This is a genomic window from Centipeda flueggei ATCC 43531 (assembly GCF_000160695.1).
Classification (GTDB): Bacteria; Bacillota; Negativicutes; order Selenomonadales; family Selenomonadaceae; genus Centipeda; species Centipeda flueggei.
The window spans coordinates 767,703-794,665 of record NZ_GG694006.1 but is presented as its reverse complement, the minus strand read 5'-3'; the positions used below and the strand labels follow the sequence as shown (position 1 = coordinate 794,665).

24 protein-coding genes are annotated in these 26,963 nt (G+C 58.0%); 23 read left to right on the top strand and 1 reads right to left on the bottom strand.

Annotated features, from left to right (window positions below):
• Positions 1 to 357: 357 nt before the first annotated feature.
• The 6 genes from mutS (at position 358) to HMPREF0908_RS03740 (ending at position 10,005) form a co-directional block, all read left to right on the top strand.
• The gene (gene mutS / locus HMPREF0908_RS03765) at positions 358 to 2,940 is read left to right on the top strand and encodes a DNA mismatch repair protein MutS (RefSeq protein ID WP_006690113.1); all 2,583 of its coding nucleotides are present in this window, start codon (positions 358 to 360) and stop codon (positions 2,938 to 2,940) included.
• Positions 2,937 to 4,805 (top strand): DNA mismatch repair endonuclease MutL, encoded by a 1,869-nt coding sequence (gene mutL / locus HMPREF0908_RS03760; protein ID WP_006690112.1) that lies wholly within the window; start codon positions 2,937 to 2,939, stop codon positions 4,803 to 4,805. Before mutS ends, mutL begins: the two co-directional genes overlap by 4 nt.
• Complete coding sequence (locus tag HMPREF0908_RS03755) at positions 4,802 to 5,605, top strand: class I SAM-dependent methyltransferase (protein WP_006690111.1); 804 nt, start codon at positions 4,802 to 4,804, stop codon at positions 5,603 to 5,605. Before mutL ends, HMPREF0908_RS03755 begins: the two co-directional genes overlap by 4 nt.
• 112 nt (positions 5,606 to 5,717) lie before the next feature.
• Positions 5,718 to 6,095: a TIGR02530 family flagellar biosynthesis protein gene (locus HMPREF0908_RS03750; protein ID WP_040572396.1), complete on the top strand. Its 378-nt coding sequence runs from the start codon at positions 5,718 to 5,720 to the stop codon at positions 6,093 to 6,095.
• Between the two features lie 163 nt (positions 6,096 to 6,258).
• Positions 6,259 to 8,301 carry a flagellar hook-basal body complex protein gene (locus HMPREF0908_RS03745; RefSeq protein ID WP_006690109.1) on the top strand — a complete coding sequence of 681 codons (2,043 nt, stop codon included), beginning with the start codon at positions 6,259 to 6,261 and terminating at the stop codon, positions 8,299 to 8,301.
• A 360-nt stretch (positions 8,302 to 8,661) separates the two neighbouring features.
• A complete protein-coding gene (locus HMPREF0908_RS03740) occupies positions 8,662 to 10,005 on the top strand; it encodes an anaerobic C4-dicarboxylate transporter (protein ID WP_040572395.1) in 1,344 nt (447 codons plus the stop codon).
• 177 nt (positions 10,006 to 10,182) lie between these two features.
• On the opposite strand, the gene HMPREF0908_RS03735 is transcribed toward HMPREF0908_RS03740, so the two are convergent.
• Positions 10,183 to 11,079: a LysR family transcriptional regulator gene (locus tag HMPREF0908_RS03735; RefSeq protein ID WP_006690106.1), complete on the bottom strand. Its 897-nt coding sequence runs from the start codon at positions 11,077 to 11,079 to the stop codon at positions 10,183 to 10,185.
• A 225-nt stretch (positions 11,080 to 11,304) separates the two neighbouring features.
• Here HMPREF0908_RS03735 and motA point away from each other — a divergent pair, with 225 nt between their 5' ends.
• The 17 genes from motA (at position 11,305) to HMPREF0908_RS03650 (ending at position 26,871) form a co-directional block, all read left to right on the top strand.
• Positions 11,305 to 12,096, top strand: coding sequence for a flagellar motor stator protein MotA (gene motA, locus HMPREF0908_RS03730; protein ID WP_006690105.1), 792 nt, complete (start codon positions 11,305 to 11,307; stop codon positions 12,094 to 12,096).
• A gap of 1 nt (position 12,097) precedes the next feature.
• Entirely contained in the window at positions 12,098 to 13,024 is a 927-nt protein-coding gene (locus tag HMPREF0908_RS03725) for a flagellar motor protein MotB (RefSeq protein WP_006690104.1), read from the top strand.
• Positions 13,025 to 13,132: 108 nt separating this feature from the next.
• Positions 13,133 to 13,507: a holo-ACP synthase gene (gene acpS / locus HMPREF0908_RS03720; RefSeq protein ID WP_006690103.1), complete on the top strand. Its 375-nt coding sequence runs from the start codon at positions 13,133 to 13,135 to the stop codon at positions 13,505 to 13,507.
• Positions 13,507 to 15,063, top strand: coding sequence for a bifunctional ADP-dependent NAD(P)H-hydrate dehydratase/NAD(P)H-hydrate epimerase (locus HMPREF0908_RS03715; protein WP_006690102.1), 1,557 nt, complete (start codon positions 13,507 to 13,509; stop codon positions 15,061 to 15,063). The genes acpS and HMPREF0908_RS03715 overlap by 1 nt, the downstream gene beginning before the upstream one ends.
• A gap of 69 nt (positions 15,064 to 15,132) precedes the next feature.
• Complete coding sequence (locus tag HMPREF0908_RS03710) at positions 15,133 to 16,158, top strand: branched-chain amino acid aminotransferase (RefSeq protein ID WP_006690101.1); 1,026 nt, start codon at positions 15,133 to 15,135, stop codon at positions 16,156 to 16,158.
• A gap of 238 nt (positions 16,159 to 16,396) precedes the next feature.
• Positions 16,397 to 17,239 (top strand): diadenylate cyclase CdaA, encoded by an 843-nt coding sequence (cdaA, locus tag HMPREF0908_RS03705; protein ID WP_006690100.1) that lies wholly within the window; start codon positions 16,397 to 16,399, stop codon positions 17,237 to 17,239.
• Positions 17,236 to 18,165 carry a CdaR family protein gene (locus tag HMPREF0908_RS03700; protein ID WP_006690099.1) on the top strand — a complete coding sequence of 310 codons (930 nt, stop codon included), beginning with the start codon at positions 17,236 to 17,238 and terminating at the stop codon, positions 18,163 to 18,165. Before cdaA ends, HMPREF0908_RS03700 begins: the two co-directional genes overlap by 4 nt.
• Positions 18,162 to 19,763 carry an NAD(P)/FAD-dependent oxidoreductase gene (locus HMPREF0908_RS03695; protein WP_006690098.1) on the top strand — a complete coding sequence of 534 codons (1,602 nt, stop codon included), beginning with the start codon at positions 18,162 to 18,164 and terminating at the stop codon, positions 19,761 to 19,763. The genes HMPREF0908_RS03700 and HMPREF0908_RS03695 overlap by 4 nt, the downstream gene beginning before the upstream one ends.
• A gap of 90 nt (positions 19,764 to 19,853) precedes the next feature.
• Positions 19,854 to 21,209 carry a phosphoglucosamine mutase gene (gene glmM / locus HMPREF0908_RS03690; protein ID WP_040572393.1) on the top strand — a complete coding sequence of 452 codons (1,356 nt, stop codon included), beginning with the start codon at positions 19,854 to 19,856 and terminating at the stop codon, positions 21,207 to 21,209.
• A gap of 4 nt (positions 21,210 to 21,213) precedes the next feature.
• Positions 21,214 to 22,119, top strand: coding sequence for a DMT family transporter (locus tag HMPREF0908_RS03685; protein ID WP_006690096.1), 906 nt, complete (start codon positions 21,214 to 21,216; stop codon positions 22,117 to 22,119).
• Entirely contained in the window at positions 22,116 to 22,745 is a 630-nt protein-coding gene (locus HMPREF0908_RS03680; RefSeq protein WP_006690095.1) for a hypothetical protein, read from the top strand. The genes HMPREF0908_RS03685 and HMPREF0908_RS03680 overlap by 4 nt, the downstream gene beginning before the upstream one ends.
• A gap of 12 nt (positions 22,746 to 22,757) precedes the next feature.
• Positions 22,758 to 23,765 (top strand): PhoH family protein, encoded by a 1,008-nt coding sequence (locus tag HMPREF0908_RS03675; protein WP_006690094.1) that lies wholly within the window; start codon positions 22,758 to 22,760, stop codon positions 23,763 to 23,765.
• A complete protein-coding gene (gene ybeY, locus HMPREF0908_RS03670) occupies positions 23,728 to 24,189 on the top strand; it encodes an rRNA maturation RNase YbeY (RefSeq protein WP_006690093.1) in 462 nt (153 codons plus the stop codon). Before HMPREF0908_RS03675 ends, ybeY begins: the two co-directional genes overlap by 38 nt.
• Positions 24,186 to 25,085, top strand: coding sequence for a GTPase Era (era, locus tag HMPREF0908_RS03665; protein ID WP_006690092.1), 900 nt, complete (start codon positions 24,186 to 24,188; stop codon positions 25,083 to 25,085). The genes ybeY and era overlap by 4 nt, the downstream gene beginning before the upstream one ends.
• Positions 25,086 to 25,106: 21 nt before the next feature.
• Positions 25,107 to 25,787 (top strand): DUF502 domain-containing protein, encoded by a 681-nt coding sequence (locus tag HMPREF0908_RS03660; RefSeq protein ID WP_040572392.1) that lies wholly within the window; start codon positions 25,107 to 25,109, stop codon positions 25,785 to 25,787.
• On the top strand, positions 25,787 to 26,518 hold the full coding sequence (gene recO / locus HMPREF0908_RS03655; protein WP_006690090.1) for a DNA repair protein RecO: 732 nt from the start codon (positions 25,787 to 25,789) through the stop codon (positions 26,516 to 26,518). Before HMPREF0908_RS03660 ends, recO begins: the two co-directional genes overlap by 1 nt.
• A gap of 152 nt (positions 26,519 to 26,670) precedes the next feature.
• The gene (locus tag HMPREF0908_RS03650) at positions 26,671 to 26,871 is read left to right on the top strand and encodes a flagellar FlbD family protein (protein WP_040572391.1); all 201 of its coding nucleotides are present in this window, start codon (positions 26,671 to 26,673) and stop codon (positions 26,869 to 26,871) included.
• Positions 26,872 to 26,963 lie beyond the last annotated feature (92 nt).

Genomic DNA, 26,963 nt, shown 5'->3' with positions numbered 1-26,963 from the left:
TACCGACGGATTCCTGAAACGCGCTTCGCTTGGACGGCAGAAATCCGTCGGGGCGAAACGCGCGAGCGGTCAACGTCGACCAATCACACATCGCTAACGCTCGTGTTCTTGGGACGTTTTCCCATACGACCTGTTTCCCAATCAGCTACGCCCTGCGGGCTTGCTTCTTGGACAGGTCAGTATTTTCTCACTTGCTTCACTAGGGTTCGCTCAGGGCTTCACATCATGTACACACTGCACTCACAAAGCCTCCCCTGCCAGAGCGGGGGAGGTGACACGCATTAGCGTGACGGTGGGGGCGCTTTGAACAATGCGTTGCCATCTTTTGTTTTTATCACATGATTTAGGAGGTTTGTTATGGACGCGCAGAATGTGACGCCGATGATGCAGCAGTATCTCGCCGCGAAAGAGGCGCATCCGGGCGAGCTCCTTTTCTTTCGTCTGGGTGACTTCTACGAGATGTTCTTCGACGACGCGAAGGTGGCGGCGAAGGAGCTCGGGCTGACGCTGACGAGCCGCAGCGGCGATCTCGAGAAGAATCCCATGTGCGGCGTTCCCTATCATGCGGCGGACAGCTATATCGCGCGTCTCGTCGCAAAGGGGTTCAAGGTGGCGATTGCCGAGCAGATCGGCGACCCGAAGGCAAAGGGGCTGACGCACCGCGAAGTAGTGAAGGTGGTCACGCCGGGCACGGCGCTCTCCGATGAGGCACTGCGTGATGCGTCCAACATCTACATCGTGCTCCTGCACGAGCCTGCGCCGGGACAGTTCGTCCTCGCGGGCGCGGACATCACGACGGGCGAAGCGTTCTATGCCGTCTACGCAGGCGAGCATGCGGCGCAGCAGATCATGGATGAGCTCTATCGCCGTATGGCGGCAGAGCTGCTCCTGACGGAGGGCTTTTCCCTTGCGGATGAGGTGCGGGCTTTTCTTGCGCACCGTCTGCCGCACTGTGTGGTCTCCGTCGTCAGCAGGGAGGCGGATGCGGCACTTCCCGCGCAGCATTTCCCTGCGGAGGAGATTCCGTGCGATGCGGGGGCGCGAGCGGCACTCGCGGCGCTCCTCACCTATCTGCATGAGACGGTGATGGCGGATCTCTCGCAGATCAACCGCCTCGCCTTCCTCGATGCGGCGGAGACGATGCAGCTCGACACCTATACGCTGCGCAATCTTGAGATCACACGCAGTCTGCGCGACGGCGGGAAAAAGAATACCCTCTTTGACGTGCTCGACTTCACGCGCACGCCGATGGGAACGCGCCTTCTCAAGGCGTGGCTGGAACATCCTCTGCTCACGCCGCACCGCATTGATGCACGGCTGGATGCGGTGGCAGAGCTGGTGGAAAAGAGTACGCTGCGCGATGCCCTGCGTGATGCCCTGCATACGGTCTATGACTTCGAGCGGCTCCTGACGCGCATTGAGACGCAGACGGCGAACGCACGCGATCTCGTCGCTCTGCGCATCTCGCTCGCCGCCCTGCCCGCCGTGCGCGCGTGCCTCGCAGCGGCAGTGAGCCGCCTCCTTGTGCGTGCGGCAGGGGAGATCGAGACCTTTGATGCTCTGCGTGACGAGCTCACGCATGCACTCGTGGATGAGCCGGGGCTCTCGGTGCGCGAGGGCGGCATGATCCGTGCAGGCTATGATGCCGATCTCGACGAACTCCGCCGTTTTTCCCATGACAGCAAGTCACTTCTGCAGGAGATGGAGGAACGTGAACGCACGCGGACGGGCATCAAGACGCTCAAGATCGGCTACAACAAGGTGTTCGGCTACTACATCGAGGTGCGCCACAGCGGGCGCGATCAGGTGCCTGAGGGCTATATCCGCAAGCAGACGCTCGCGAATACGGAGCGCTTTATCACGGAGGAGCTGAAGAACTTCGAGGCGAAGATTCTCGGCGCAGAGGAGAAGATCACCGCCCTTGAGTATCATCTCTTCACAGAGCTGCGCGAGCGCGTACGCGAGCAGCTCGTGCCGATTCAAGGCGTCGCCCGCGCGATTGCGCGCGTTGATGTCCTGCAGAGCCTTGCGGCGGCGGCGGCATCGTACCGCTATGTCCGCCCGACCGTGGGCGCAGACGGCGGCATCCGCATCCGTGACGGGCGGCATCCGCTTGTCGAGCGCATTCTGCAGCGCGATGTGTTTGTCCCAAACGATACGGAACTCAGCCACGGCGGAACAGAGACGATGCTCATCACGGGACCGAATATGGCGGGGAAATCCACCTATATGCGGCAGGTTGCCCTCCTCACGCTCATGGCGCAGGTCGGCAGCTTCGTCCCTGCGCGTACGGCGGAGATCGCACCCGTCGACCGCATCTTTACGCGCATCGGCGCGAGCGACGACCTCGTGAGCGGGCAGAGCACTTTCATGGTGGAGATGAACGAGGTCGCACAGATCCTGCGCGAGGCGACGAGGGACAGCCTCGTGATTCTCGACGAGATCGGGCGCGGCACGAGCACCTTTGACGGCATGAGCATCGCGCGCGCGGTGGTGGAGCATATCGACGGCCGCATCCACGCCAAGACGCTGTTTGCGACGCATTACCATGAGCTGACGGAGATGGAGAACGAGCGCATCCGCAACTACTGTATTGCCGTGCGCGAAAAGGGGAAAAATGTCGTATTCCTGCGGCGCATCGTCGCAGGGGCGGCGGATAAGTCCTACGGCATCCACGTTGCACGCCTCGCGGGTCTGCCCCAGCGCGTGACGGAGCGCGCGGAGGAGATCCTGCACGCACTGGAGGCGGCTGCGCCGCAGAGCGCACCGCAGGAGACGTCGGTACAGAAGACATCCGATGCGGGGATGGCGTCGCTCTTTGCGGGCGGGACGCTCGACGAGCTGCGTGCGCTCGATGTGATGACGATGACGCCGCTTGAGGCACTGAATACACTCTATCGTCTGCAGGAACAGGCGCGAAAGGAGGAGGGTGAGGGATGACACGGATTCACGTATTGGACGATGCAACCATCAACAAGATCGCGGCAGGCGAGGTGGTTGAGCGGCCTGCCTCTGTCGTAAAGGAGCTGGTCGAGAACGCGATGGATGCGGGCGCGACAGCGGTCGAGGTCGAGATCATGGGCGGCGGCACGAGCTTTATCCGTGTGACGGACAACGGACGCGGCATGACCGGAGAGGATGCGCGCGCGGCGATTCTGCGCCATGCGACGAGCAAGATTGCCGCCGCCTCCGATCTCGAGACGATTGCGACCCTCGGCTTTCGCGGCGAGGCGCTGCCGACGATCGCGTCCGTGTCACATTTTTCTCTTCTGACGCGGCAGGCGGCGGATGATCTCGGCACGCGCGTCGACATCAGCGGCGGCGGTACGCCCATGATTGAGGACGCGGGCTGTGCGGTCGGGACGAGTGTGCGCGTCGAGGATCTTTTCTTCAACACACCCGCGCGCAAGAAATTTCTCAAGACGAATGCGACCGAGGCGGGGAAGATCAGCGATTACGTGATCCGCCTCGCACTCTCACGCCCCGACATTGCGTTCCGCTTCATCAACAACAACCGCATGACCATCATGACGGCGGGAGACGGAGACCTCGCCCGTACGATTGGGAGCATCTACGGCGGCGATGCGGCGAGCGCACTGATTCCGCTGGATTTTTACGACGATGCGGCGGATATCCGCATCACGGGCTATATTTCGAAGCCATCCCTGATTCGCAGCAGCCGCGCGTGGCAGACCTACATCGTCAACGGGCGGACGATCCAGAACCGCGCGATTGCGAAGGCGATCGACAATGTGTACCGTTCCCTCGTGCCGAAGATGGGCTTCCCGCTCGCCGTCATCGTCATCACCGTGCCGCAGCGCACGATTGATGTGAATGTGCATCCGCAGAAAACGGAGATGAAGTTCGAGGATGAGGGGCGTATTTTTAAGGCAGTCTACAAGGCGGTGCTCGACGCCATTCGCGGCGCGGCAGGAGAGACGACGGGGATTGCCGCCGCCGTGGAAAAGCCGAAGTTCCACTACGAAGCAGTGCCGCTCGATGTGAGCACGCTGTCCGCATCGCCTGTCTCTGCCCCGGCACGCGGCTATGCCGCTCCGCCGCCGCACCCGCAGACCGTCCACGAGGCGGTGCAGTGGGCAGGCGCACGCGTCGATCTGCGTACGGCACAGGATGCTGTGCAGGAGGTCCGCGCACAGGAGCGTGCGGCGTTCTCGGACGTACCGTCTGCACCGCGGGCGGCGCAGGGGGACGATATCTCCATGGAGGAGCGAATGCTTCCCATCGGGCAGGTCGACCTTACCTACATTATCGCTCAGAGCACTGCGACGCTCTACATCATCGATCAGCATGCGGCGCATGAGCGCATCCTCTTTGACCGCTTTTCGGCGCAGACGGATGGGATTCCCTCCCAGCAGATGCTCGTGCATGCCATTCTTTCGTTCGATGCACATGAGGCACAATATATTGAAGAAAATGCGGAGCTCTTTGACCGTCTCGGCTTTCATCTGGAGGCGGCGGGGGAGCGCACCTATCGCCTGACGGAGACGCCCGCCGACGTCCCGACGGAGGAGGCAGAGGGCATCATCCGTGAGATCCTCGCATCCCTCGGCGACCTGCACACCGCGACCCCCGCGAATCTGCGCGAGGCGGGGATTGCGACGATGGCGTGCCGTGCAGCGATCAAGGCGGGCGAGGAACTGAGCATCCGCCAGATGGAGATCCTCTTGGCGGAGCTGCGGGCAACGCCGTTTCCCTTTACCTGTCCGCACGGACGGCCAACGATTCTGAAGTTCGGTACACACGACCTCGCGAAGATGTTCAAGCGCACGGGGTTCGGGCTGTGACGTGCGGGACGGTCAGCGCCGTCGTGACGACCGTGCGGCGCGGCCAGAAATTCGCCGCAGCAAATCGTGCACTTGCGGCGCGGACGGCGGCGCAGCTCGGTATTCCAAACGTCCCGCGCGGCAGTGACTCGCTCGATGAGATGCGAACAGTGTACGGTGTGGATGCCGTGCTCGTCGCGCGGCGCGGCCTCTTGACGGCGGTGACGGCGGAGGGCGAGCTCTTCTTTCATCCCGGCATGGCACATCTGCGCATCAAGACTCTGCGAAGCGGACAGGGAGACCATCTCGTCCATGCGCTCGGCCTCACGGAGGGGATGCGCGTCCTCGACTGCACGCTCGGCACAGGCGCGGATGCCATCATCGAAAGTTTTGCCGTCGGGGCCGCGGGTGCCGTGACGGCACTCGAGGCGAATCCCATCATCGCGGCGGTAATCGGCGACGGACTCGCACACGCGACGGGGGACAACTACGAGATGCACGCGGCGATGCGGCGCATCAGCGTCCATGCGGCCGATGCGCTGGACTACCTGCGCGCGCAGGCGGACAGGAGCTATGACGCCGTCTACTTTGACCCGATGTTTCGTTGTCCTGTCCATGAGAGCGCGGGGATGAATGCCCTGCGCGTGCTCGCCGACGGGCACGCCCTCACGGCAGAGACCATTGCTGAGGCGCGGCGTGTCGCATGCCGCCGCGTTGTGATGAAGGAGCGGCGGGGAAGCGGGGAGTTCGCCCGCCTTGGGTTTACTGACCTCACAGGCGGCAGGTACAGTCGCATCGCCTACGGCGTGATGGAACTCTGAGAATTTCTAAAGCCTGTCAAACAACTTCATAATTTATACTTAAGTTTCCTTTATGTTCCGCCGATATAGAAGGTGGAACATTTTATTTTTGTGCAAAAAAGGAGGTGAGGCGATGAGAATTGCAGACGATTCGATGGCGCTGGTCGGGCAGGGAAGCAGGGGGACCGACCATGGACGAAGAGCGATGGGCAGCAGCGGCGCATCGTTTGCACAGGTACTAAAAGGGGCGAAAGAGCGCGTTCGCTTTTCGCAGCATGCGGAGGAGCGGCTGCAGCGGCGCGGCGTGACGCTCACGAATACGGAGCTCGAGAAGCTGGGCAGTACGATTGACCGCATGAGAGAGAAGGGGGCAAGGGAGGCTCTAATCTACATGAAGGACAGTACGGCGATGGTCGTCTCCGTGACCAACCGCACCGTCATCACGGCGCTTGACGACGTGACGGCGGCAGACAGTATTTTCACGAACATTGACAGTGCAGCCATCATCTGACGAAGCCGGACCTACGGGAGGCTTTTGACCGCGCGCGACTGGCGCGGTCAGGACGGGGTGCCAGGCATCCCTGCGTGTGCATTTCCTCGGAGTGAGGAGCGCATGACCATAGCAGATATGGCTCTTCCTTTGCACTGTCAGACTGACAAAGGAGAGATTCACTATGATCCGTTCCATGTTTTCGGCTGTTTCCGGCCTCAAAGGCCATCAGACCCGCATGGATGTTGTCGGCAACAACATTGCAAATGTCAATACGACTGGGTTTAAGGCAAGTCGTGTCACATTTGCAGATATGATTTCACAGAACCTCTCGGGTGCATCCGCTCCAAACGGAACAATCGGCGGCGTGAACCCGAAGCAGATTGGTCTTGGTATGTCCGTCGCGTCGACTGACCTCCTCTATACCAACGGCTCCGTCCAACAGACGGGCAAGAATACGGACATTGCCATCTCGCGCGGCGACGGTCTCTTCGTCGTTTCGAAGGGGCAGCAGAAATTTTATACGCGCAACGGTGCGTTCTCGTTTGACGCAGAGGGAAACCTCACGATCCCCAGCACGGGACTCTATGTGCAGGGGTACATGGCAAACAACGGCGTTATCTCGGTCGCGGGCGACAACACGACGAATATCCGCATCCCCGCAGGAAAGTCCATGGAGGCACAGACAACCGCAACAGCGTCCTATACGAAGAACCTCAACGCGACGACACCGGGCTATGAGGTGGCGAACGTGCTTGTGCGCTATGCAGACGGCACGACACAGACGACCAATTCCTATGCACCAAGCGAAGTAGGAAAGCTCGTTCTGACCATGGACAACGGCAGAAAGATCTACCTTGATTCCAGTGCTCCTGCCCAGACCGTCGGCAGCGCTCCGACGGGTACCCTCTACAGCTCCACAATCTCCAATGTTACCGCAAGTACAACGGGACATGTGGATGCGGTGCTTGCGATGGACAGCGGCAATCCCTCCAGCCCGAAGGAGATCAATGGTTCGGCAACGGCGACCATCACGCGTACGGGCGCGACTTCCCTGACAAGCGGAACCTATGCCTTTGGGGATGTGTTCAACATCAGCGGCAAGATTACGAGTGTTGTCAGCTCGCCGCCCTCCGATGTTGTTCTGACGCTGGACGCGAACAATACGATTACGCCGGGAACAGTCGTTACCGTCAAAGTTCCAAACCCGAACAGCTTCACCTATGCGGTCGGCGATACCTATACGGGACAGCTGAAGGTCACGAGCCTTACGCCGCAGACAGGGGCTACGGTGACCACGGCGGACGGCAACAGTGTTAAGCTGGCGGCGCCAATTCCCGCCATTACAAGTGCGGCCGCTACGTATGCACATACGGGCAGCGCTACGGATGGAACGATCCAGTCGATCACGCGTGAGTCCGTCTATCAGTTCGGCGGAAAGACCGTGTCCAGCGTGGTGCTGAACACGAAGAGCGGCAGTTCAATCGACGGTCTGGTGGGGAAGGACTACGCGCGGAACGATACCTTCTATCCCTCGGTGGCGACGACGATTACGGTCTACGACTCGCTTGGGGCGAAGCATAGCGTTCCCGTCGTCTTTACGAAGGCATCGAATAACAAGTGGACGCTCTCACTCGGCAGCGGCGGCGATACGTTCAACATCACCGAGGCGGATGGTACAACGACGACAGTTGCGCTGACCAAGACGGATCTGAAGTTTGATACGTCAGGCTCATACGTCAGCGGTACGGCCTCGCTGAGCCTCACGTATGAGAACGGTGCGGCACCTCAGCAGGTGGCGATGAACCTCGCTGCCATCACGCAGTACTCGGGTACCTCGACGATTGCGGCGGATTCCGACGGACATGCGGCAGGTACGCTCGCGAGTGTCGATATTGACAGTACGGGCGTGATTACTGGCACGTATACGAACGGCGTTCGCCAGAAGGAAGCCCAGATCGCGATGGCGCAGTTCAACAACCCGTCCGGTCTCACGAAAATGGGCGGGAACCTCTATCAGGAGTCGAACAACTCCGGTACGCGTACGATCAGCGGCGCGTCGGATATCGGCACGGAGCTGACGACTTCGGCACTCGAGATGTCGAACGTGGATCTTGCCGATCAGTTCTCCGACATGATCATCACCCAGCGCGGCTTCCAGTCGAACTCGAAGATGATTACGGTCTCGGATGAGATGCTTGAGACGCTGATCAATATGAAGCGGTAAAGCCATATAGCTAGGCGGAGAGTCATCTGTACAGATGACTCTTTTCTATTTCGCTGTGTTTCTGGATATTGAGGAGGTACTGATAAATTCAGCCATTGACGCATTTTTTTGCCCGCATTTCGGCGGGAAATCTAGTGCAGAGCAGCACGCTGCGTCCCATTTTCCGCTTCATTTGGACGAAAAATCTACGCTAATCTGACGAATTTCGTTTTATCAGTGAGTCCTTAACAAAGAAAGATAGTTTTCCCCTATAAAACTTAGACTTTACTAATGATGTATACATGATGTATAATAAGACACGTTGTTATTATACCTGTGCAGAGTTGGGACTCTGCGCAGCAGAATGGGGGAGTTGTTTTCATGGAAATGATGCTGGGATTCATCGTCCTGCTCGTCTGCCTGATCGTCGGCGTGCGGCACGGTGGATTGGGACTGGCGGTGATCAGCGGCTTCGGCCTCGTGATCTACACGTTTATCTTCGGCTATCAGCCGGGGAAGCCGCCGATCGATGTTATGCTGATCATCCTCGCGGTGGTCACCTGCGCAGGCTTCCTGCAGACCTCGGGCGGGCTGACGGTCATGCTGAAGTACGCGGAGAAGTTCCTGCGCAATAACCCAAAGCACGTCACGATTCTCGCGCCGCTGACGACGTGGTTCTTGACGGTGCTCTGCGGCACGGGGCACGTCGTCTATACGATGTTTCCGATCATCTATGATATTGCCATCAAGCAAGGCATCCGCCCCGAGCGTCCGATGGCGGTTTCGTCCGTTGCATCGCAGATGGGGATCTGCGCATCGCCGGTCTCGGTCGCTGTTGTCTCGATGGTGGCGTTTCTCTCCGTGTCGGGACACGACTTTACCGTGTTCCAGGTGCTCTCGGTGTCCATCCCTGCCACGGGGCTTGGTGTGTTCTTTGCGGCGCTGTGGAGCTATCGCCGCGGCAAGGATCTTGACCAGGATGAGCGCTTCCAGGAGTTCATCCGTGATCCGGAGAACAAGCAGTATGTCTATGGTGATTCGGAGAGCCTCCTTGATAAGGAATTGCCGAAGGAATACTATCGTGCGATGATTATCTTCTTCATCGGCATCATTGCGATTGCTGTGCTCGGCAACTTCCCGGAGCTTCTGCCGAAATTCCCGCCGAAACCGGATGCCGCGCCGAAGGCAATCTCGATGGTTGTTGTCATCCAGATGGTCATGCTGCTCGTCGGTGCGACGATTCTCGTCTCCTGCAAGGTCAAGGCAAAGGATGTCGGCAACTCGCAGGTCTTCCGTTCGGGCGTCGTTGCTCTCGTCTCGGTTTACGGCGTCGCATGGATGGCAGATACCTATTTCATGAATCACATTGCCTTCCTCAAGCAGTTCCTCGGCGCTGCGGTGCAGTCTTATCCGTGGGCGTACGCCGTGCTGGCGTTCCTCACGTCGAAACTGGTGAACTCGCAGGGGGCGGCGATTGCGATTGTCGTGCCGATGGCGATCAACGTCGGGGTTGACCCGATCCTCATCCTTTCGTTCATCTCGGCATGCTACGGCTACTTCTTCCTGCCGACATATCCGTCCGATCTTGCGTGCATCGGGTTTGACCGTTCGGGTACGACGCGTATCGGCAAGTACATCCTGAACCATTCGTTCATGATCCCCGGACTGATCGGGGTCTCCTCGGGATGCTGCGTCGGCTACGTGATCGCACATCTGATTTTCTGAGTTTTAATACTATAAGAAGGGGCTGTACACGGAGGCAGAAAACTTCGTGTACAGCCCCTTCTTGTGACTCTTTTGCCGTTTTGCAGTCCTCTGCACGGATTTTCCGGATTCACTTCCCCTGTTTGCGGGGAAGTGACGAGTACCATGAGCCGATGGACGCCGCAGGCCTTTCTGCATTCAGAGTATAGGCGTGTTTCCTTTGTGGCTGAGGGTATCCCTGGCAAAATCGATAAAGGACTGTGCGGCGCGTGAGATGTAACGGTCACGTTTCCATGCGAGCCCTACGTCTACATAAACGGGAGCGGCAAGCGGAAGAGTACGGATGCCGTGCGCCTCGCGTGCGATCATGTCCAGCAGGAAGGCGTCGCCCACCCCGCTTGCAACAAGTCCCATAATGGTAACGACCTGATTGGACTCGAGTACGATGTTCGGAGAGACTCCTGCTGCTTTCATTTTTTGAAGCATGGTCTGTCGGAGGAAGGAGCCTTCCTTCAGCATGATGAGATTCCGTCCTTCGATGTCCTGTAATGTGACAGCCTTGCGCTCAGCCAGTTCACTGTCTTCGGGGACGCAGCAAACAATCTGACTGCGTGTCATCGGCAGCAGCTGCAGGTTTGGCGAGGACTCAGGGATGATGATGATGCCAAAGTCCAGTTCATCGCGTTCAAGCTGTTCACGGATGGCGACGGAGCCCTCTTCATGGAGATAGACATCGAGGTGGGAATAGCGGCGCTGGAAACTGGAGAAGATCTTTGGGAAGAGATAGGCGCCCATCATAGGAGGAATACCAATTTTAATCGTTCCTTTTTGGAGCTGCTTGTAGTCGTTCACCTCGAGCACGGCATCCTGTATGTTGCGCAGTGCTACCTCGACGCGCTCCAAAAAGACTGCGCCCTCGGGCGTGAGGGAGAGCTGCTTCTGGCTGCGGTCGAAGAGCTGGATGCCAAGTTCGCTTTCGAGTTTTTTTATCGCGACAGTGATGTTCGGCTGGGAAACACGGAGACGTTCGGCAGCACGCGTGATATTCTTGAGGCGGCTCGCCATTTGGAAGTATTCCAATTGCCGCAATTCCATGTGACCATCCTCCTAATAACTCTTTTTTATTCACGGCTTATTATATCATATTTTTAGACAATATATGACAGGATAAGAAAAATTTATTGAAAAAAATCTACTCTTTTTTTAACTTTTTTTAAAAAAGGGGTAGGATTTTTCCCTCCGTTATGGAATAATATAGGAAGATATGGACGTGTGTCTGACGGATCAGACAGGTGTGCGTTCGACGATCGAGAAAATGGATTGGGGGCTTTTGTTTTGGAAAAATCAACAGTCATCGGGATTATTATGGGACTCATCTCGGTCTTTGTCGGTATGATATTGAAGGGGGCACCGCTGACGGCGCTCAATAACCCGGCGGCGTTCCTCATCATCATTGGCGGTACGTTTTCGTGCCTGTTCATTGGATTTCGCATGGAACAGCTGGGAAATTTTTTCAATCTCATCAAGAAGACCTGCCAAGTTCCCCAGCTTCAGGAAAAGGGGCAGCTCGTGCAGCAGTTCATCGAGTTGTCGCAGATTGCGCGCCGCGAGGGCATTCTTGCCCTTGAGAGCAAGGCGCAGGAGATCCAGGATCCGTTCTTCCGCACGGGGCTTGGCATGGTCATTGATGGTATGGATCCGGACTTCGTGGGGGATGTTCTGGATGCCGAGCTTGCGATCATGCAGGAGCGTCATGCCGAAGGACGCTCGATGTTCACACAGGCTGGTACGTATGCGCCGACGCTTGGCGTTCTGGGTGCCGTTGTCGGTCTGATCGCGGCACTCGGCAACCTGAACGATATCGACAAGCTCGGTCACTCGATCGCGGCGGCGTTCGTTGCGACAATCCTCGGTATCTTTACGGGATATGTTCTTTGGCATCCATTTGCGAATAAACTCAAGATCATATCGGAGCACGAGGTCAGTCAGAAGCGCATGATCATCGAGGGGATTCTGTCGCTCCAGGCCGGCGATTCGCCGACAGCAATTGAAGCGAAGCTCATGGTATTTATCCCGCAGACGGAGCGTGAGGCGCTGAAGGGAGAGGGCTGATATGGCGAGAAAGAAGCGCGGGAAGCCCCATGAGGAGGAACTCAACGAGGCTTGGCTCCTGCCCTACTCTGATCTGATGACGCTGCTCTTGGCGCTCTTTATTGCACTTTTTGCCATGTCGCAGACGGATGCGTCGAAGATGCAGGCTCTCGCGCAGGCCTTCACGGCGGCATTCAATATGGGAGGGCCGTCCTTCTTCAGCGGGATGGGACCATCGACAGCACCCAGTCCTCCAACGATGACGAACGGTGCAAATACGGCAGACGCCGCCTACATGAAGGAGAATCAGGATCTCTCAGAGGCACAAAAGAAGCTGGACCAGTATATCAAGGACAATAATCTGCAGGATCAGGTGAGCACGGAACTAACCGAAGAAGGATTAATGGTTCGCTTGAAGGAGAAGGCGCTCTTCTCCTCCGGCTCTGCCGTCCTTCAAGGAGACGCGGAAAAGATTGTTCCCGTCATTGCCGGGGTGCTCGCCTCGCTTCCCGAGCGCGTAACGATCTCCGGTCACACGGACAATGTGCCAATCTCAACGGCACAGTATCCATCGAACTGGGAGCTGAGTTCGGCGCGTGCCGTCAGCTTGATGCGCGGTGTGATGGCGGTGCAGCCCTCACTGAACCCTGCACGTTTTAGTGCCCTTGGCTACAGTGAGTATCGGCCGATCGCATCGAATGATACGGAGGAGGGACGTGCGCAGAACCGACGCGTCGAGGTGTTCATCGCACGCAGCATGAAGCTTTCGGGCAATACGGCAAGTGACGCTGGTACGGGGGCGGTTCAGGCCGGCGGCACATCAGCTGCGGAACCGTCGGCATCATCCGCGTCGTCGCCCGCATCGGATGAGGGTGTGTATAAGCTGTCAACGGATATGCGTCCTGCGCCGCAGCAGCCGGGTGTCGTTCCGGCACCGCTGCAGCATTAAAAATTTGCCGGGCGGATGAGGGAATCAGTGGTTGTTTGAAGGGATTATTGCGTGGCGCAATAATCCCTTTTCTGTTATGATAGAGGATGTTATGATAAAGGAGATGTTATGATTCTTGGGATCGGCTGTGACATCGTCCGTGTGGAGCGCGTGGAACGTGCGGCAAAGAATGAACGTTTTCTCATTCGTGTCTATACGGAGGCGGAACGGACTTATGCCGTGCAGTGCGGACGTGCAGGGGCAGCAAGCCTCGCCGCCAGATTTGCCGGCAAGGAAGCCGTGCTGAAGGCGTTTGGTACGGGGCTGCGCGGCGGTACTCTCCACGATGTGGAGATTCTGCCCGGTGCACTCGGCGCGCCCGAGGTGCATCTTTATGGGTACTTCGCGGCACGTGCAGCGGAGATGGGCGTGACGCGGATATGGATTACGCTCAGCCACGAGAAGGAGTATGCGACGGCTTACTGTATGTTGGAGGGTCAGTGATGAATGTATCGTTTGCAGAGGATATGCGCCGCATCGATGGAGCAGTGGAGGAGAGTTATGGGCTGCCCGCTGTCGCTCTGATGGAAAATGCCGGGCGGCGGACGGCAGAGGAAGCGGGGCAGATGATCGGCGGTGCGCCGGGCAAGGTGTTTGCTGTCTTTGCCGGAGGCGGAAACAATGGCGGTGATGCCTTTGCAGCAGCACGGCATCTCATCAATATGGGGGCGCGCGTGAAGATGTTCTTCGCGGGCGAGGAGGAACATCTCAGTCCTGCCGCCCGTGCGATGTACAGTGCGCTGAGGGCGATGGGGACAGAGGTCCGTTCCCTTGCGGGGGATCGGGACTGGGATCGCCTGCGGGTCTCCCTGCGCTTTGCTGATGCGGTGATTGATGGGATCCTTGGCACAGGGGTGAAGGGCGAGCTGCGCAAGACAGCACTGCGCCTGATCGAGGAGATCAATGCGGCAGGAAAACCGACGATTGCCATCGATATTCCAAGCGGAGTAGAGGCGGATACGGGACGGATCATATCCGTCGCTGTTCGTGCAGATCGGACACTCGCCCTTGGATTGCCAAAGGTGGGGCATTTCCTAGGTCCGGGAGCGAATGCCGTTGGAGAGCTGCTCGTTGACGACATCGGCATTCCTCACGCACTCCTTGCGGGAGAGGGCCTGCGGCAGTCTCTCATCACGCAGGATACAGCAGCGAAACTTCTTCCTCCGCGTGCACGTGATGTACATAAAGGTACGTGCGGACGGATTCTCGTACTGGCCGGCTCGCTCGGCATGACAGGGGCGGCAGCACTGGCGGCAGAGGCCGCCCTGCGCGTCGGTGCAGGGCTTGTGACGCTTGCCGTACCGGAGCGCATCTATCCCGTCTTGGCGGCAAAACTGACGGAAGTGATGGTCGTTCCGCTGCCCGATGAGGGCATGGGCTGTTTCGGCGGGGAAGATGCACGACAGAAGGCACTCTCGCTCGCGGCGCATGCGGATGCCGTGCTCATCGGCCCCGGCATCGGGCGCATGCCGGAGACGGGCGAATTTGTCCGTCTTTTTGCGGCGGAGGTCAAGGCTCCGCTTGTGATGGATGCAGATGCGATTGCGGCGTTCTCGGGACATCTCGATGCGCTGCGCGACCTGCCGCAGGTGCCGATTCTGACACCGCATCTCGGTGAGTTTGCCGCGCTCCTCGGCGTGGAGACGGGGGAGGCGGAAGAGGATCTGCTCCGCATGGCACGGGACGCTGCGCGCGATCATCAGGCGGTGTTTGTGGTCAAGGGGGCGTGCACCATTGTGGTCTACCCCGATGGGGATGCATTCTTTACCACCTGCGGCAATGCGGGCATGGCGACGGCGGGGGCAGGCGATGTGCTCGCGGGAGCGATTGTCGGACTGATGCGCCAGATGGAGAGCGGGATGACGCCAATCGTGGGCGTGTGGCTGCACGGATATGCGGGGGATCGCGCTTACGAGAAGCGCGGAAACGGCCTGATCGCAGGTGATATTCTAAAGCGTCTGCCGCGTGCACGCAGGGAGCTGGATGCTGCGGCGCGGTAAATCCATTTGACAAGGACGCATGATGGTACTATGATAGGACGTACATTTTGAAAGAAGGGGGCGCTTTTTATGGCAAAGGCGGATTTGGACTGGGAGAATTTGGGGTTTGCCTATCGTTCTCTGCCGCAGCGTTATGTGTCAAATTATGCGAATGGGACGTGGGACGAGGGAGGTCTGACCTCTGACTCGACAGTCGCGATCAGCGAGTGCGCAGGGATTCTGCAGTACTGCCAGGAGGTCTTCGAGGGGTTGAAGGCCTATGAGACGGCGGATGGGCATATTGTGACGTTTCGCCCCGATCTTAATGCGGCGCGCATGTATGACTCGGCAGCGTATCTTGAGATGCCGTCCTTTCCGAAGGAGCGCTTCTTGGAGGCGGTCGATGCGGTGGTCAAGGCGAACCGTGACTACGTTCCGCCCTATGGTACGGACGCATCGCTCTACCTGCGCCCCTTTATCTTCGCATCAGGCGAGGTCATCGGTGTAAAGCCCGCCGATGAATATCAGTTTCGCCTTTTCGCGACACCCGTGGGCTCATACTTCAAGGGCGGCATCAAGCCGATCCGCCTCTGCGTGAGTGCGTTTGACCGTGCAGCTCCCCACGGCACGGGACATATCAAGGCGGGGCTGAACTATGCGATGAGCCTGCACGCCTATATGGCGGCGCATGCGGCAGGGTTCGACGAGAATATGTTCCTCGATGCAGCGACGCGCACGCACGTCGAGGAGACAGGCGGGGCAAACTTCCTCTTCATCAAGAAGGACGGCACGGTGGTGACGCCGAAGTCGCCGTCGATCCTGCCGTCGGTGACGCGCCGCTCGCTGGTCTATATCGCGGAGCACGTGCTCGGGCTGAAGGTGGAGCATCGCCCCGTGGCGTTCGAGGAGCTGAATGACTTTGCAGAGTGCGGGCTCTGCGGTACGGCGGCGGTGATCTCCCCCGTCGGCTCGGTGACGCACGGCGACCAGGTGATCGCGTTCCCGAGCGGCATGGAGCACATGGGACCTGTGCTGCAGAAGCTCTATGATACGCTGCGCGGCATTCAGCTCGGCACGGTCGAGGCGCCCGAAGGCTGGATCCGCAAGATCTGCTGATTTTGACCCCCTGATTTCGGGACTGCTGTACGAGGCTGAAAGACCTCGTACGGCGGTCCCGAAATTTTTTTTTTCAGAGCCGTATAGGTCACAAGGATTTTTCCTATTCGAATCGAAACTTTAATATAGGCAGATTTGAACATCATCCGTGATACTCGATTTATGCCGGGGAAAATACGCAGACTTGTATTTGGGGAGATACAGCTGGAAAGGGATGTTTTGAACGTGGGGGGTTCTTATGCCGCTTGATTTCACAATGCCGACACAATTTCGCGGCATCCTGTCGACCATCACGCCGCTGGATGTCCTTGATATTCTGATTGTCGCGCTCATTCTGTACCGTGTCTACCTGATGCTCGAGGATACGCGTGCCATTACCCTCGGCAAGGGCATTCTTGTCCTGCTTGGAATAACGGTGGTGGCAAGCTATCTGAATCTGCATGTGATTTCATGGCTGCTTCAAAAATGTGTGACGCTGCTCTTTGTCGCATTGCCGATTGTCTTTCAGCCGGAACTGCGGCGTGCGCTCGAACATCTCGGTCAGGGAAAGTTTTTCCGTCCCGGTACCCTCTTAGATGATGAGGAGGCACAGAGTACAATCCGCGAGATACGAAGTGCTGTCAAAATTCTTTCGGCAAATAAGATTGGCGCGCTGCTGGTCATTGAGCGTGATATGGGACTGAACGATATCAGTGCGACGGGCATTCAGATCGACGGACTCATTACGTCGGATTTCCTGATGAATGTCTTTATTCCCAACACGCCTCTGCATGACGGTGCCGCAGTGATCCGCGGCAAACGCTTGATCGCAGCGGGCTGCCTTTTGCCGCTGACGGAGAACCGGTCGCTCTCAACGGAGCTCGGGACGCGTCACCGAGCGGCAATCGGGCTGTCGGAGCAGTGCGATGCGCTGATCGTTGTGGTGAGTGAGGAGACGGGAACGATCTCGATTGCAGAGAACGGCCGTCTGCATCGTCATCTGGACGGGGAGCGCCTGACCCATATCCTGACGCCTGCGTTTGCCTATAGCTCGCACTCGTCGATTCTGGAAACGATTCGGAGCTGGAGGGGGAAATCATGAGCAGGCTAGGCAGTCTCGTTCAGCACAATCTGCTTGCCAAGCTCGCGGCACTCATTGTCGCCGTGGTGCTCTGGCTTTATGTGATGAACGATCAGAACCCCTCCATGGAGGCATCCTATACCGTGCCTGTGACAATGGAGAGTGTGCCGGATGGTTATCTGATGCACGCGGGAACGGACACGGTGACCATTCGTGTCCGCGGGCCGCGTTCATATTTCGTTTCAGCGGACAACAGTGATTTTCATGCACGCGTGGATCTGTCCAATTTTACGGAGGGGGAACGTGCCTATGCGGTGAAGACATCTATCCCCTATGGATTCGAGCTTGTCAGTGTATCGCCGGATAGGATCAATATAACCCTCGACCGCATTATCCAGAGGACCTTCCGCATCAATCTGTCAGCCAGTGGGAAGCCGGCTGACGGCTTTACCGTTGAGGGACTGAAACAGTCCAATGACAAGGTCACAGTGGAAGGACCACGCTCTCTCGTCGATCAGGTGACGGAGATTGCTGCCTATGTCAGTCTCAGTGACCGGACGGGCGATTTTACAACGACGGTTTCTCTCGTTCCGCTGAATGCGGACGGCAGGGAAGTACAGGGCGTCACGCTCTCTCCTGCGTCAACCGAGGTTACGGGGAAGATTGCCCGCGGACTGTCCCGCAAGACCGTCGATGTACAGGCGAAACCACGCAGTGATCTTCCTCCTCAGCTAAAGCTGGAGGGAATTGCCGTGCAGCCAGCACGCATTGAGATCTCAGGGACGAAGGATGTACTCGACAAGGTGACGAGCATCGAAACGGAGGACTTCTCTCTCTCCGATGTAAAGGAAAGCGGTACGCGGCAGGTACACCTTCGCCTTCCCAATGGAGTAACGGCAGCGAATCAGACGGTGACAGTGGAGATCAAGGTCGGGACGATACAATGATACGCATCAAAAACTTGTTCGTACCCTATGAAGAAGTACGTTCCCTTGAAACCCTTGCCGCAGAACGTCTTGGCGTATCACCCTGTGCAGTGCACGGGGTGATTGTCGTTCATAAGGCTCTGGATGCAAGGTGCAGGAACGATACGCCCATACGGTGGAACTATACGATTGACGTCGAGGTGAAGGGATCTCGCGGAATCCTCATGCGGATGCGCCGTGACGGGAATGTGCAGCGGGCGGAGCAGCCGCAGCCCCTCGCTGTTCCTCCTTATACGCCGCAGCGCGGCTGCGAGCGTCCCATTGTTGTAGGATTTGGTCCTGCGGGGATTTTTGCCGCGTGGCTGCTTGCCCGTGCCGGCGCTGCCCCTCTCGTGCTCGAACGTGGGCGGGATGTGGATCACCGTATGCGGGATGTCGCACGCTTCTGGCAGACAGGACAGCTCGATCCCACATCGAATGTACAGTTTGGTGAGGGCGGGGCAGGGACGTTTTCCGATGGAAAACTGACAGCACGCAGTCGTGACCCGCGGATGACTGAGATCATCGAGGCGTTTATTGCTGCGGGTGCTCCCGAGGAGATACGGTATCTTCAAAAGCCGCATATCGGGACGGATGTGCTGCGCACGGTCGTAAAGCATCTGCGTGAGAGCATCATCGCTATGGGCGGCGAGGTGCGCTTCGGCGCACAGGTAACAGATATTGCACTGAATGCGGGGCGCATCACTGCGCTCATCGTCAATGGAGATGCTGTCATTCCGGCGGGCACAGTGTTTCTCGGCATTGGGCACTCGGCGCGCGATACTTATGCCATGCTGCATCAGACAGGCATACGGATGGAGGCAAAGCCATTCGCCATAGGCGTGCGCATTGAGCATCCGCAGGAATTCATTGACCGTATGCAGTACGGCGCGGCAGCGGGCAGTCCGTATCTTCCTGCTGCGGATTATGCACTGACCTATCGGGATGAGGAGGGCGGACGCGGGGTCTACTCCTTTTGTATGTGCCCTGGCGGCATGGTGGTCGCGGCAGCCTCGGAGGCAGGACGTCTCGTGACGAACGGGATGAGCAACTACTGCCGCGGCTCGGGGACAGCGAACAGCGCACTGCTCGTTCAGGTCAATCCTGTCGATTTCGGCGGCGGTGTGCTTGGCGGCATTCGCTTCCAGCGGGAACTTGAAGCGCGTGCTTTTCGTACAGGCGGGAGCGACTATCGTGCGCCTGTGCAGGCCGTAGGAGATTTTCTTGCGGGACGGACGGGATTGATGAATTTCTGTGTTACACCGACCTATATGCCCGGTGTGCGTGATGCCGCGCTGGGAATGGTGCTGCCCGATATGTGCGCAGCGTCGCTCGCGCGTGCCCTGCAGCACTGGGAACAGCGTGTGCCGGGTTTCGGCGCGGCGGATGTGCCGCTGACTGGCGTAGAGGCCCGCTCCTCTGCGCCCTGCCGTATCCTGCGTGATGCGGTGACCATGCAGGCGGTCAATGCGGCAGGGCTCTATCCCATCGGTGAGGGGGCGGGGTATGCAGGCGGCATTATGAGTGCCGCACTTGACGGACTGAAAGCGGCACTTGCTTTTTTGGAGCGAATACAGTAGATTATGATGAGGATAAAGGAAATTTGGGGTGTGTGAAAATCCACGCACCCCATTGCACAAGATGATGCTGAAGATACACAGGAGGCTGTTATTGTGAGACTTTTTGGGACGGATGGTGTGCGAGGTGTGGCGAATACGGAGCTTACACCTGAACTTGCCTATCAGCTTGGTCGCGCAGCGACGCTCTATTTTGGAGCACATGCCAAGGTGCGTCCTCGTATTTTGATTGGACGGGATACGCGTGTTTCGGGTGAGATGTTTGAAGCAGCACTGACGGCAGGCATCTGCTCGGCAGGAGGAGTCGCTCTTCTCGCGGGGGTTATGCCAACGCCTGCGATTGCCTACCTTGCGCGGGAACACAAGACCAGTGCAGGCATTGTCATCTCGGCATCGCATAACCCGTTTCACGATAACGGAATCAAGTTCTTTGGCGGGGATGGTTACAAACTGCCCGATGCAGTGGAAGATGAACTGGAATCACTCGTCCGCGGCCTTCAGAGCGGCGACCATGAAGCACGTCCGACGGGGAAAGAGATCGGTGTGGTGGAGTACCGTGACGATCTGCTAAATCAGTACATCGACTATGTTGTGAGTACGTGCACAGAGCGTTTTGATGGGATGAAAATCGTCCTCGACTGCGCGAATGGTGCGGCGTATGAGGCAATGCCGAAGGTGCTGCGCCGTCTCGGCGCAGACGTCAAGGTGATCCATGCGCTTCCGAATGGCGTGAACATCAATGACGGATGCGGATCAACGCATCTGGACTCGCTGCGCCGCACGGTACTCGAATGCGGTGCGGATATCGGCATTGCCCATGACGGCGACGCTGACCGCTGCCTCTGTATTGATGAGACAGGCACGCTGATCGATGGAGACCACATTCTCGTCGTCTGTGCAGCAGAGATGATGCGCATGGGGCATCTGCCGCACAAGACAGTGGTGACGACAGTGATGGCAAACATCGGCTTCCACAAGGCGATTGCGGCACTCGGCGGACGCGTTGAGGTGACGGCGGTCGGAGACCGCTACGTGCTTGAGGCAATGCGCCGCAGCGGCTATACGATCGGCGGTGAGCAGTCGGGGCATATTATCTTTGCGGAACATGCGACAACGGGCGACGGCCTCGTCACAGCACTGCAGGTGCTCTCAGCCCTGCACCGCAGCGGAAAAAAGGCGTCCGAACTGAACGCCATGATGACAACCTATCCGCAGCTCCTTGTCAATGTGCACGTTAAGAGCAAGGAGGGATGGGAGAAAAATCCTGCCATCTGTGATGCAATTGCCGAAGGGAAACGCATTCTCGGCAGTGAGGGGCGCGTTCTCGTGCGCCCCTCGGGAACGGAACCTCTGATCCGCGTGATGGCGGAGGGCACCGACCAGAAACAGCTTGAGAAGGTCTGTGCGGCGATTGCCGATGTGGTGAAGCGGGAGCAGGGGGAGGGCTGAACCTATGTCGCACGTCTCTGCGGTGCTCCTCGTCCTGCTTGCCGGGACGATGTGGGCGGCAAGCGGGACAGCGGCACAGGACTTCTACGTACAGTCACATCATATCCCTGTGGAACTGACACAGGTGCGTCTTTTCCTTTCCAGCGGACTCTTTTTCCTGCTCGCGTGGTGGAGCGGCGGCCTGCGGCGCGGTGTGCGTACGCTGTGCCGCAGCCCGCGCCTGCTCCTGCAGATGGCGGTGCACGGCATCCTCGGCATTATGATTGTTCAGTTTTCCTACTTCAAGGGGATTGCAGCAGGAGATGCGGCGGCAACGACGGTCATCTGTTCGACCAGCCCCGCACTGATGATTCTCTATCTCGCCGCCCGCCGGCGGCGGCTGCCGCACATGGCAGAGCTGCTGACCGTGGCCGCTGCCGTGGTGGGTGTATTCCTGCTTGTGACGGGCGGCGATCCAACGCGCCTCTCGGTTCCGATGGACTGTGTTGTCTGGAGTCTCATCTCGGGCGCGACATTTGTCTTTGCGATGATTTATCCGGTGCAGCTTCTGCGGCGGTTTGATCGTTTCTTCCTGCTTGCCGTCTGTATGTTTTTTGGCGGGACTGCTCTTCTTCCTGTGACGCAGGTGATCGCAGATGTTGGCTCTTTCTTTACGGCGCAGACGTGGTTTGATCTCTTCGTCATCATCGGGCTGGGCACGGTGGTCGCTTTCTTCGCGTTCGCGCTTGGGCTGCGTTGGCTCAGTCCTGCGGAGACGGCGATCACGGCGACGATTGAACCGGTTGCGAGCGTGTTCTTTGCCTGGCTGATTTTTGATACACACTTTGCCCCCGTGCAGGCAGGCGGCATAGTGCTCGTCATTCTTGCGATCCTGATGCCGAATCTCCTGCGGAAATGGGGGTATACATGAAGATTCCTCTGCGCTATCAGATGTCGGAGTACGACTGCGGTCCGACGGCACTGCTCGATGCGGTCAGCTACCTCTTTCCCCGCGCCGAGGTTCCACCTGAAATCATCCGCAGCGTTATGCTCTATTCGCTTGACTGCTATGGGATGGGCGGTGCAGCGTGCAAGGAGGGGACGTCGCGCATGGCGATGATGTACCTCACAAACTGGCTCGAGGGGTTCTCGCGTGCAACGCAGTTCCCGCTCTCCTGTCAGTACATCACGGGACGCAGCGTATATATCGGTGCGCACAGCTATGTGAACGATGCACTCTCACGCGGCGGTGTTGTGGTGGTGCGCCTTTTCTATGAGGTCGAGCACTACGCACTCCTCACAGGGATGACGGGGGAGCACATCCGTCTCTTTGATCCGTACTATCTGCGTGAGGCAGATGTGTCCTTTGTGCGGGAGGGCATTGCAGTGACGTGCGCACATCCGCATGAGTACAACCGCATTGCACCGTTTTCCTGTTTTAATCGCGAAACAAAGGAACTGTATGCCCTTGGCCCCATGACGTCGCGCGAAGCGGTGCTGCTCTTTGATGAACGGACGAAGCGGACAGCGGACGCGACCATCGAGTATTTTATATAGGAGAGGCTGCCTTTGACGGAGACAACAGACATTATCGAGTTTAAGGATCAGCAGGAAGCGTATGCGATTCTGGGCGAGCGCGACGCGTTTCTTCAAATCATGCAGGAGGACTGCTCCTGCCGCATGGTGAGCCGCGGCAACAGCATTGCGGTGACGGGGACGGCGGCGGATGTCTCCGCTGTGCGGACGCTCATCAGAGAACTGCTCTTCTGCCATCGGCAGGGAGTGCGTCTGACGACACATGAAGTACATTACGGGGCACGTCTCGTATATACAGAGCGTGTGGAGGAACTGCACGGACTGTTCTCCGAGGTGCTGCTCGTGACGGCAAAGGGGCGAGAGGTACGTGCCAAGACCATTGGTCAGCGCGACTACCTAGGGACGATCCGCAAACATGCTGTGACACTTGGCGTGGGCCCTGCTGGAACAGGAAAGACCTACCTCGCTGTCGTTATGGCGGTGGCAGCACTCCGCAACCGCGAAGTCAGCCGCATCATTCTCACGCGTCCCGCGGTGGAGGCGGGAGAGCATCTGGGCTTTCTGCCGGGTGACCTGACGGAGAAGATCAACCCATATCTGCGCCCTCTCTACGATGCGCTGCAGGACATCCTCGGTGCGGAGGGCTATCAGAAGATGATGAGCCGTCAGCTGATTGAGGTTGCGCCGCTTGCCTATATGCGCGGACGCACGCTCGATGACGCATTTGTCATTCTTGATGAGGCGCAGAATACGACGAGCGCGCAGATGAAGATGTTCCTCACGCGTCTTGGTTTCGGCTCGCGCATGGTGGTGACGGGGGATCTTGAGCAGGTCGATCTGCCGCGCGGAACAACCTCGGGGCTGCGACAGGCGTGCCGAATCCTGAGAGGCGTGAAGGGCGTCGGCATCGTGTGCCTCGAGCCGGTTGACATCATCCGTCACGAGGTCGTCACGCGGATCGTTGAGGCGTACGGCGCATGGGAAAAGAAACGGGAGAAGCAGGATGGAGATCGCGATCGGAAAAGAGCCGGACACTCTTGAGGTGCCGCAGGAGGATGTGGATGCCGTGCGGCGCGCCGTACTGACCGTCGGACGGCTGTACGGCGCACTGGACGCAGAGGTCAGTGTGACGCTGACGAACGATGCGCACATCCATGTGCTCAACCGTGACTATCGCGGTGTGGATCGTCCGACGGATGTCCTCTCTTTTGCCCTTACGGAGAGCGAGGAACCCGAGATCATCGACGCGCCGTGCGGCGTGGTGCTCGGCGATCTCGTAATCTCGCTTGAGCGTGCGGCGGCACAGGCGGAGGAGTATGGGCACAGCTTTCTGCGGGAACTTTCCTTTCTCACGGTGCACGGAATGCTGCATCTCCTTGGCTATGACCATATCGAGGAGGAGGAGCGGCTGGAAATGGAAGAAGAGCAGAGGCATGTGATGGATGCACTGGGGATTGCACGATGAGCACATACAAATCGGGATTTGTCGCCGTAATCGGGCGGCCGAATGTCGGAAAGTCGACGCTGATCAATGCGTTGATCGGGCAGAAGATCGCCATTATGAGTGACAAGCCGCAGACGACGCGCAGCCGCATCCTCTGCATTTTGACGGAGGAGGATGCGCAGATCATCTTCCTCGATACGCCCGGGGTGCATCGTCCGCAGGATCGCCTTGGTGCATATATGGCAAAGGCGACAGAAGGGGCACTGCACGGCGTCGATGTTGTTGTCTTTGTCGTGGATGTAACGGAGAAGATGGGCGCGGGGGAACGGTATATTCTGAAGCAGCTTGCAGCGGTGCAGGCCCCCGTTCTCCTTGCCGTGAATAAGATTGACCGTATCCCGCATACGGAAAGTCTGCCCGTGATCGCCTCCTATGCGCAGATGTATGATTTCGCGGCGATTGTCCCCATCTCGGCGCGTGAGGAGGAAAATCTTACGGGGCTGATCGATGAGATCAAGGCAAAACTCCCCGAGGGACCGCAGTACTATCCCAAGGATATGGTGACCGATCAGCCGGAACGCCTGATTATCGCAGAACTGATACGTGAAAAGGTGCTCGAACTGACACGGGATGAGGTTCCTCATGCGGTTGCCGTGGACGTCGAGGAGATGACGACGCGTCCTAAGGGGGATGTCTACATCCGTGCGGTGATCTATGTCGAGCGTACCTCGCAGAAGGGCATTGTCATCGGTGCGCGCGGTGCGCTTCTGCGGACGATCGGCCAGCGCGCGCGCACCGATGCCGAGACGCTGCTCGGGACGAAGGTTTATCTCGACCTGTGGGTCAAGGTACGCAAGGACTGGCGCAGCAAGGCACATGCCTTGCGTGAATTCGGGTTTACCGAGGAAGATGCATAGGGAGAAGGAAAGGGACGGAGTATGTCACTGCGGCTGAATCATATCTATCGGCGTGCCATGAAACGTGTTTCACGCCGCTTCGTGAATGGCCTGCTCGTTCTCGTTCCCGTGATCATCACGGCGCTTGTGATTGAGTGGACACTGCGCTTTACCGAAGGCGTCCTCGGGCAGTATCTGCCTTTTTATTTTCCCGGCATGGGCATCATCACCCTCGTCTGCGTGATCTATTTGGTCGGCTGGGGGTCGACGAATTGGGTTCTTGCGAAGCTGATCTCACTTGGGGAGACAATGATCGGGACGATTCCGTTCGTCAAGTTTATCTATACAAGCGTCAAACGCCTTTCCGAAGCGGTACTCGATTCAAACAGCAACTTTAAGCGTGTTGTTCATGTGCCGTATATGGGCGGACGCGCACTCGGCTTTGTCATGGCGGATCTGTCCCCACGTTTTCAGAAGGCGATGGGCGGCGGTTATATCTGCGTCTTTATTCCGTGGAGTCTCAACATGACCTCGGGGACGACACTGCTCGTGCGGGAGGAGGAGGCCGTGACCATTGATATCTCTAAGGAGGAGGCACTTCAGTACATGCTGACAGCAGGTGCGGTGATGCCGCTTGCCGAGCACAAAAAAAATATTGCACAAAAAAGCATTCGCAAGACATCTGTTGTGCCGTCGGATGAAACGTGCAGTAAGGAGATATAATGGCACTGTATCCTGCCGAGGGGATCGTGCTCGGCACGCGCAGCTGGGGCGAGGCAGACAAGATCGTGACAATCTATACGAAGGAACGCGGTCTTGTGCGTGCGGCAGCGTTCGGCTGCCGTCGTCCGCGCAGCCCTTTGGCGGGGGCAATGCAGATGTTCGTTCATGCCGATTTACAGTTCGCGGAGGGACGCCGTTTGGAGACGGTCAAGACGGCTTCTGTGCGTGCTTCGCACCATCGGATTGCGGACGACCTTATGGCACTTGCCTATGCAACATTTACGGCAGAGGTCGTCTGTGCGTTTATGCCTGAGGGCGTGGCGGATGAGCATTTCTTCGATACACTTGCACTGATCGTGACGGCGTTTGAGACGCGTCATCCGCGCGTTGCCGCGCTGGCCGCCGTCCTTCGCACGCTGGATGCAGCGGGCCTGCAGCAGACGTATGATCACTGCATCCACTGCGGCGCGGCAATCGAGGGCGATGCATTCTTTCATGCAGGTGAGGGGGGGGCACTTTGCGGGACATGTGCGGCTGCAGGGGCAAGGCCATTTGCTGCGGCACTGCGCGCACTTCTCACCGATCTTCAGCACCTTGACTGGACAGATCCGCCGCCTATGCGGGTGCGCGGCGGAGCTCTTATGGAGGCAGAGGAAATCGTGCTCGCTCATGTTCAGGAACTTCTTGGACACCCATTGCGTTCACTGGCTTTTCTTGCACAGCTTGGATAATATTTGGGTTAAAATTTAAGATATAATGAAAAAAACACTGTGAAAAAAAAGGAAAAGTGAAGATGACGGCGAAAGTATATCAGGTAGAGTTTATACATGCTTTTTCTGTGCGTAAGAAAAACTTGTAAAAGGAAATGGAGGGGAAGCCTGTCATGATCATGCTGACGAAGTTCAACTCCAAGACGAACCAGAAGGGGGAGTTTGTCCTCAATGCAGAGATCATCGAGAGCATTGAGGAGACGCCGGATACGGTAATCACACTCACCAACGGCAAGAAGCTGATCGTTGAGGAACCGATGGAGGAAATTGTGCGGCGGACAATCAAATATCGTCGTGCGCTTCATCAAATTTAGTTGGCGAATTTCCATTCCTTTGTTATAATAGGAGGACGGTGTTCCTCCACGCGGCAAGGGAGTGCCCCGGTGTGGAGCCGCTGCGGCTTCGT

What these genes read in the sequence shown, in the direction of transcription:
- mutS (WP_006690113.1), top strand. Translation starts at nt 358, where the DNA reads ATGGACGCGCAGAATGTGACGCCGATGATGCAGCAGTATCTCGCCGCG.
- mutL (WP_006690112.1), top strand. Translation starts at nt 2,937, where the DNA reads ATGACACGGATTCACGTATTGGACGATGCAACCATCAACAAGATCGCG.
- HMPREF0908_RS03750 (WP_040572396.1), top strand. Translation starts at nt 5,718, where the DNA reads ATGAGAATTGCAGACGATTCGATGGCGCTGGTCGGGCAGGGAAGCAGG.
- HMPREF0908_RS03745 (WP_006690109.1), top strand. Translation starts at nt 6,259, where the DNA reads ATGATCCGTTCCATGTTTTCGGCTGTTTCCGGCCTCAAAGGCCATCAG.
- HMPREF0908_RS03740 (WP_040572395.1), top strand. Translation starts at nt 8,662, where the DNA reads ATGGAAATGATGCTGGGATTCATCGTCCTGCTCGTCTGCCTGATCGTC.
- HMPREF0908_RS03735 (WP_006690106.1), bottom strand. Translation starts at nt 11,079, where the DNA reads ATGGAATTGCGGCAATTGGAATACTTCCAAATGGCGAGCCGCCTCAAG.
- HMPREF0908_RS03725 (WP_006690104.1), top strand. Translation starts at nt 12,098, where the DNA reads ATGGCGAGAAAGAAGCGCGGGAAGCCCCATGAGGAGGAACTCAACGAG.
- acpS (WP_006690103.1), top strand. Translation starts at nt 13,133, where the DNA reads ATGATTCTTGGGATCGGCTGTGACATCGTCCGTGTGGAGCGCGTGGAA.
- HMPREF0908_RS03715 (WP_006690102.1), top strand. Translation starts at nt 13,507, where the DNA reads ATGAATGTATCGTTTGCAGAGGATATGCGCCGCATCGATGGAGCAGTG.
- HMPREF0908_RS03710 (WP_006690101.1), top strand. Translation starts at nt 15,133, where the DNA reads ATGGCAAAGGCGGATTTGGACTGGGAGAATTTGGGGTTTGCCTATCGT.
- cdaA (WP_006690100.1), top strand. Translation starts at nt 16,397, where the DNA reads ATGCCGCTTGATTTCACAATGCCGACACAATTTCGCGGCATCCTGTCG.
- HMPREF0908_RS03700 (WP_006690099.1), top strand. Translation starts at nt 17,236, where the DNA reads ATGAGCAGGCTAGGCAGTCTCGTTCAGCACAATCTGCTTGCCAAGCTC.
- HMPREF0908_RS03695 (WP_006690098.1), top strand. Translation starts at nt 18,162, where the DNA reads ATGATACGCATCAAAAACTTGTTCGTACCCTATGAAGAAGTACGTTCC.
- HMPREF0908_RS03685 (WP_006690096.1), top strand. Translation starts at nt 21,214, where the DNA reads ATGTCGCACGTCTCTGCGGTGCTCCTCGTCCTGCTTGCCGGGACGATG.
- HMPREF0908_RS03680 (WP_006690095.1), top strand. Translation starts at nt 22,116, where the DNA reads ATGAAGATTCCTCTGCGCTATCAGATGTCGGAGTACGACTGCGGTCCG.
- ybeY (WP_006690093.1), top strand. Translation starts at nt 23,728, where the DNA reads ATGGAGATCGCGATCGGAAAAGAGCCGGACACTCTTGAGGTGCCGCAG.
- era (WP_006690092.1), top strand. Translation starts at nt 24,186, where the DNA reads ATGAGCACATACAAATCGGGATTTGTCGCCGTAATCGGGCGGCCGAAT.
- HMPREF0908_RS03660 (WP_040572392.1), top strand. Translation starts at nt 25,107, where the DNA reads ATGTCACTGCGGCTGAATCATATCTATCGGCGTGCCATGAAACGTGTT.
- recO (WP_006690090.1), top strand. Translation starts at nt 25,787, where the DNA reads ATGGCACTGTATCCTGCCGAGGGGATCGTGCTCGGCACGCGCAGCTGG.
- HMPREF0908_RS03650 (WP_040572391.1), top strand. Translation starts at nt 26,671, where the DNA reads ATGATCATGCTGACGAAGTTCAACTCCAAGACGAACCAGAAGGGGGAG.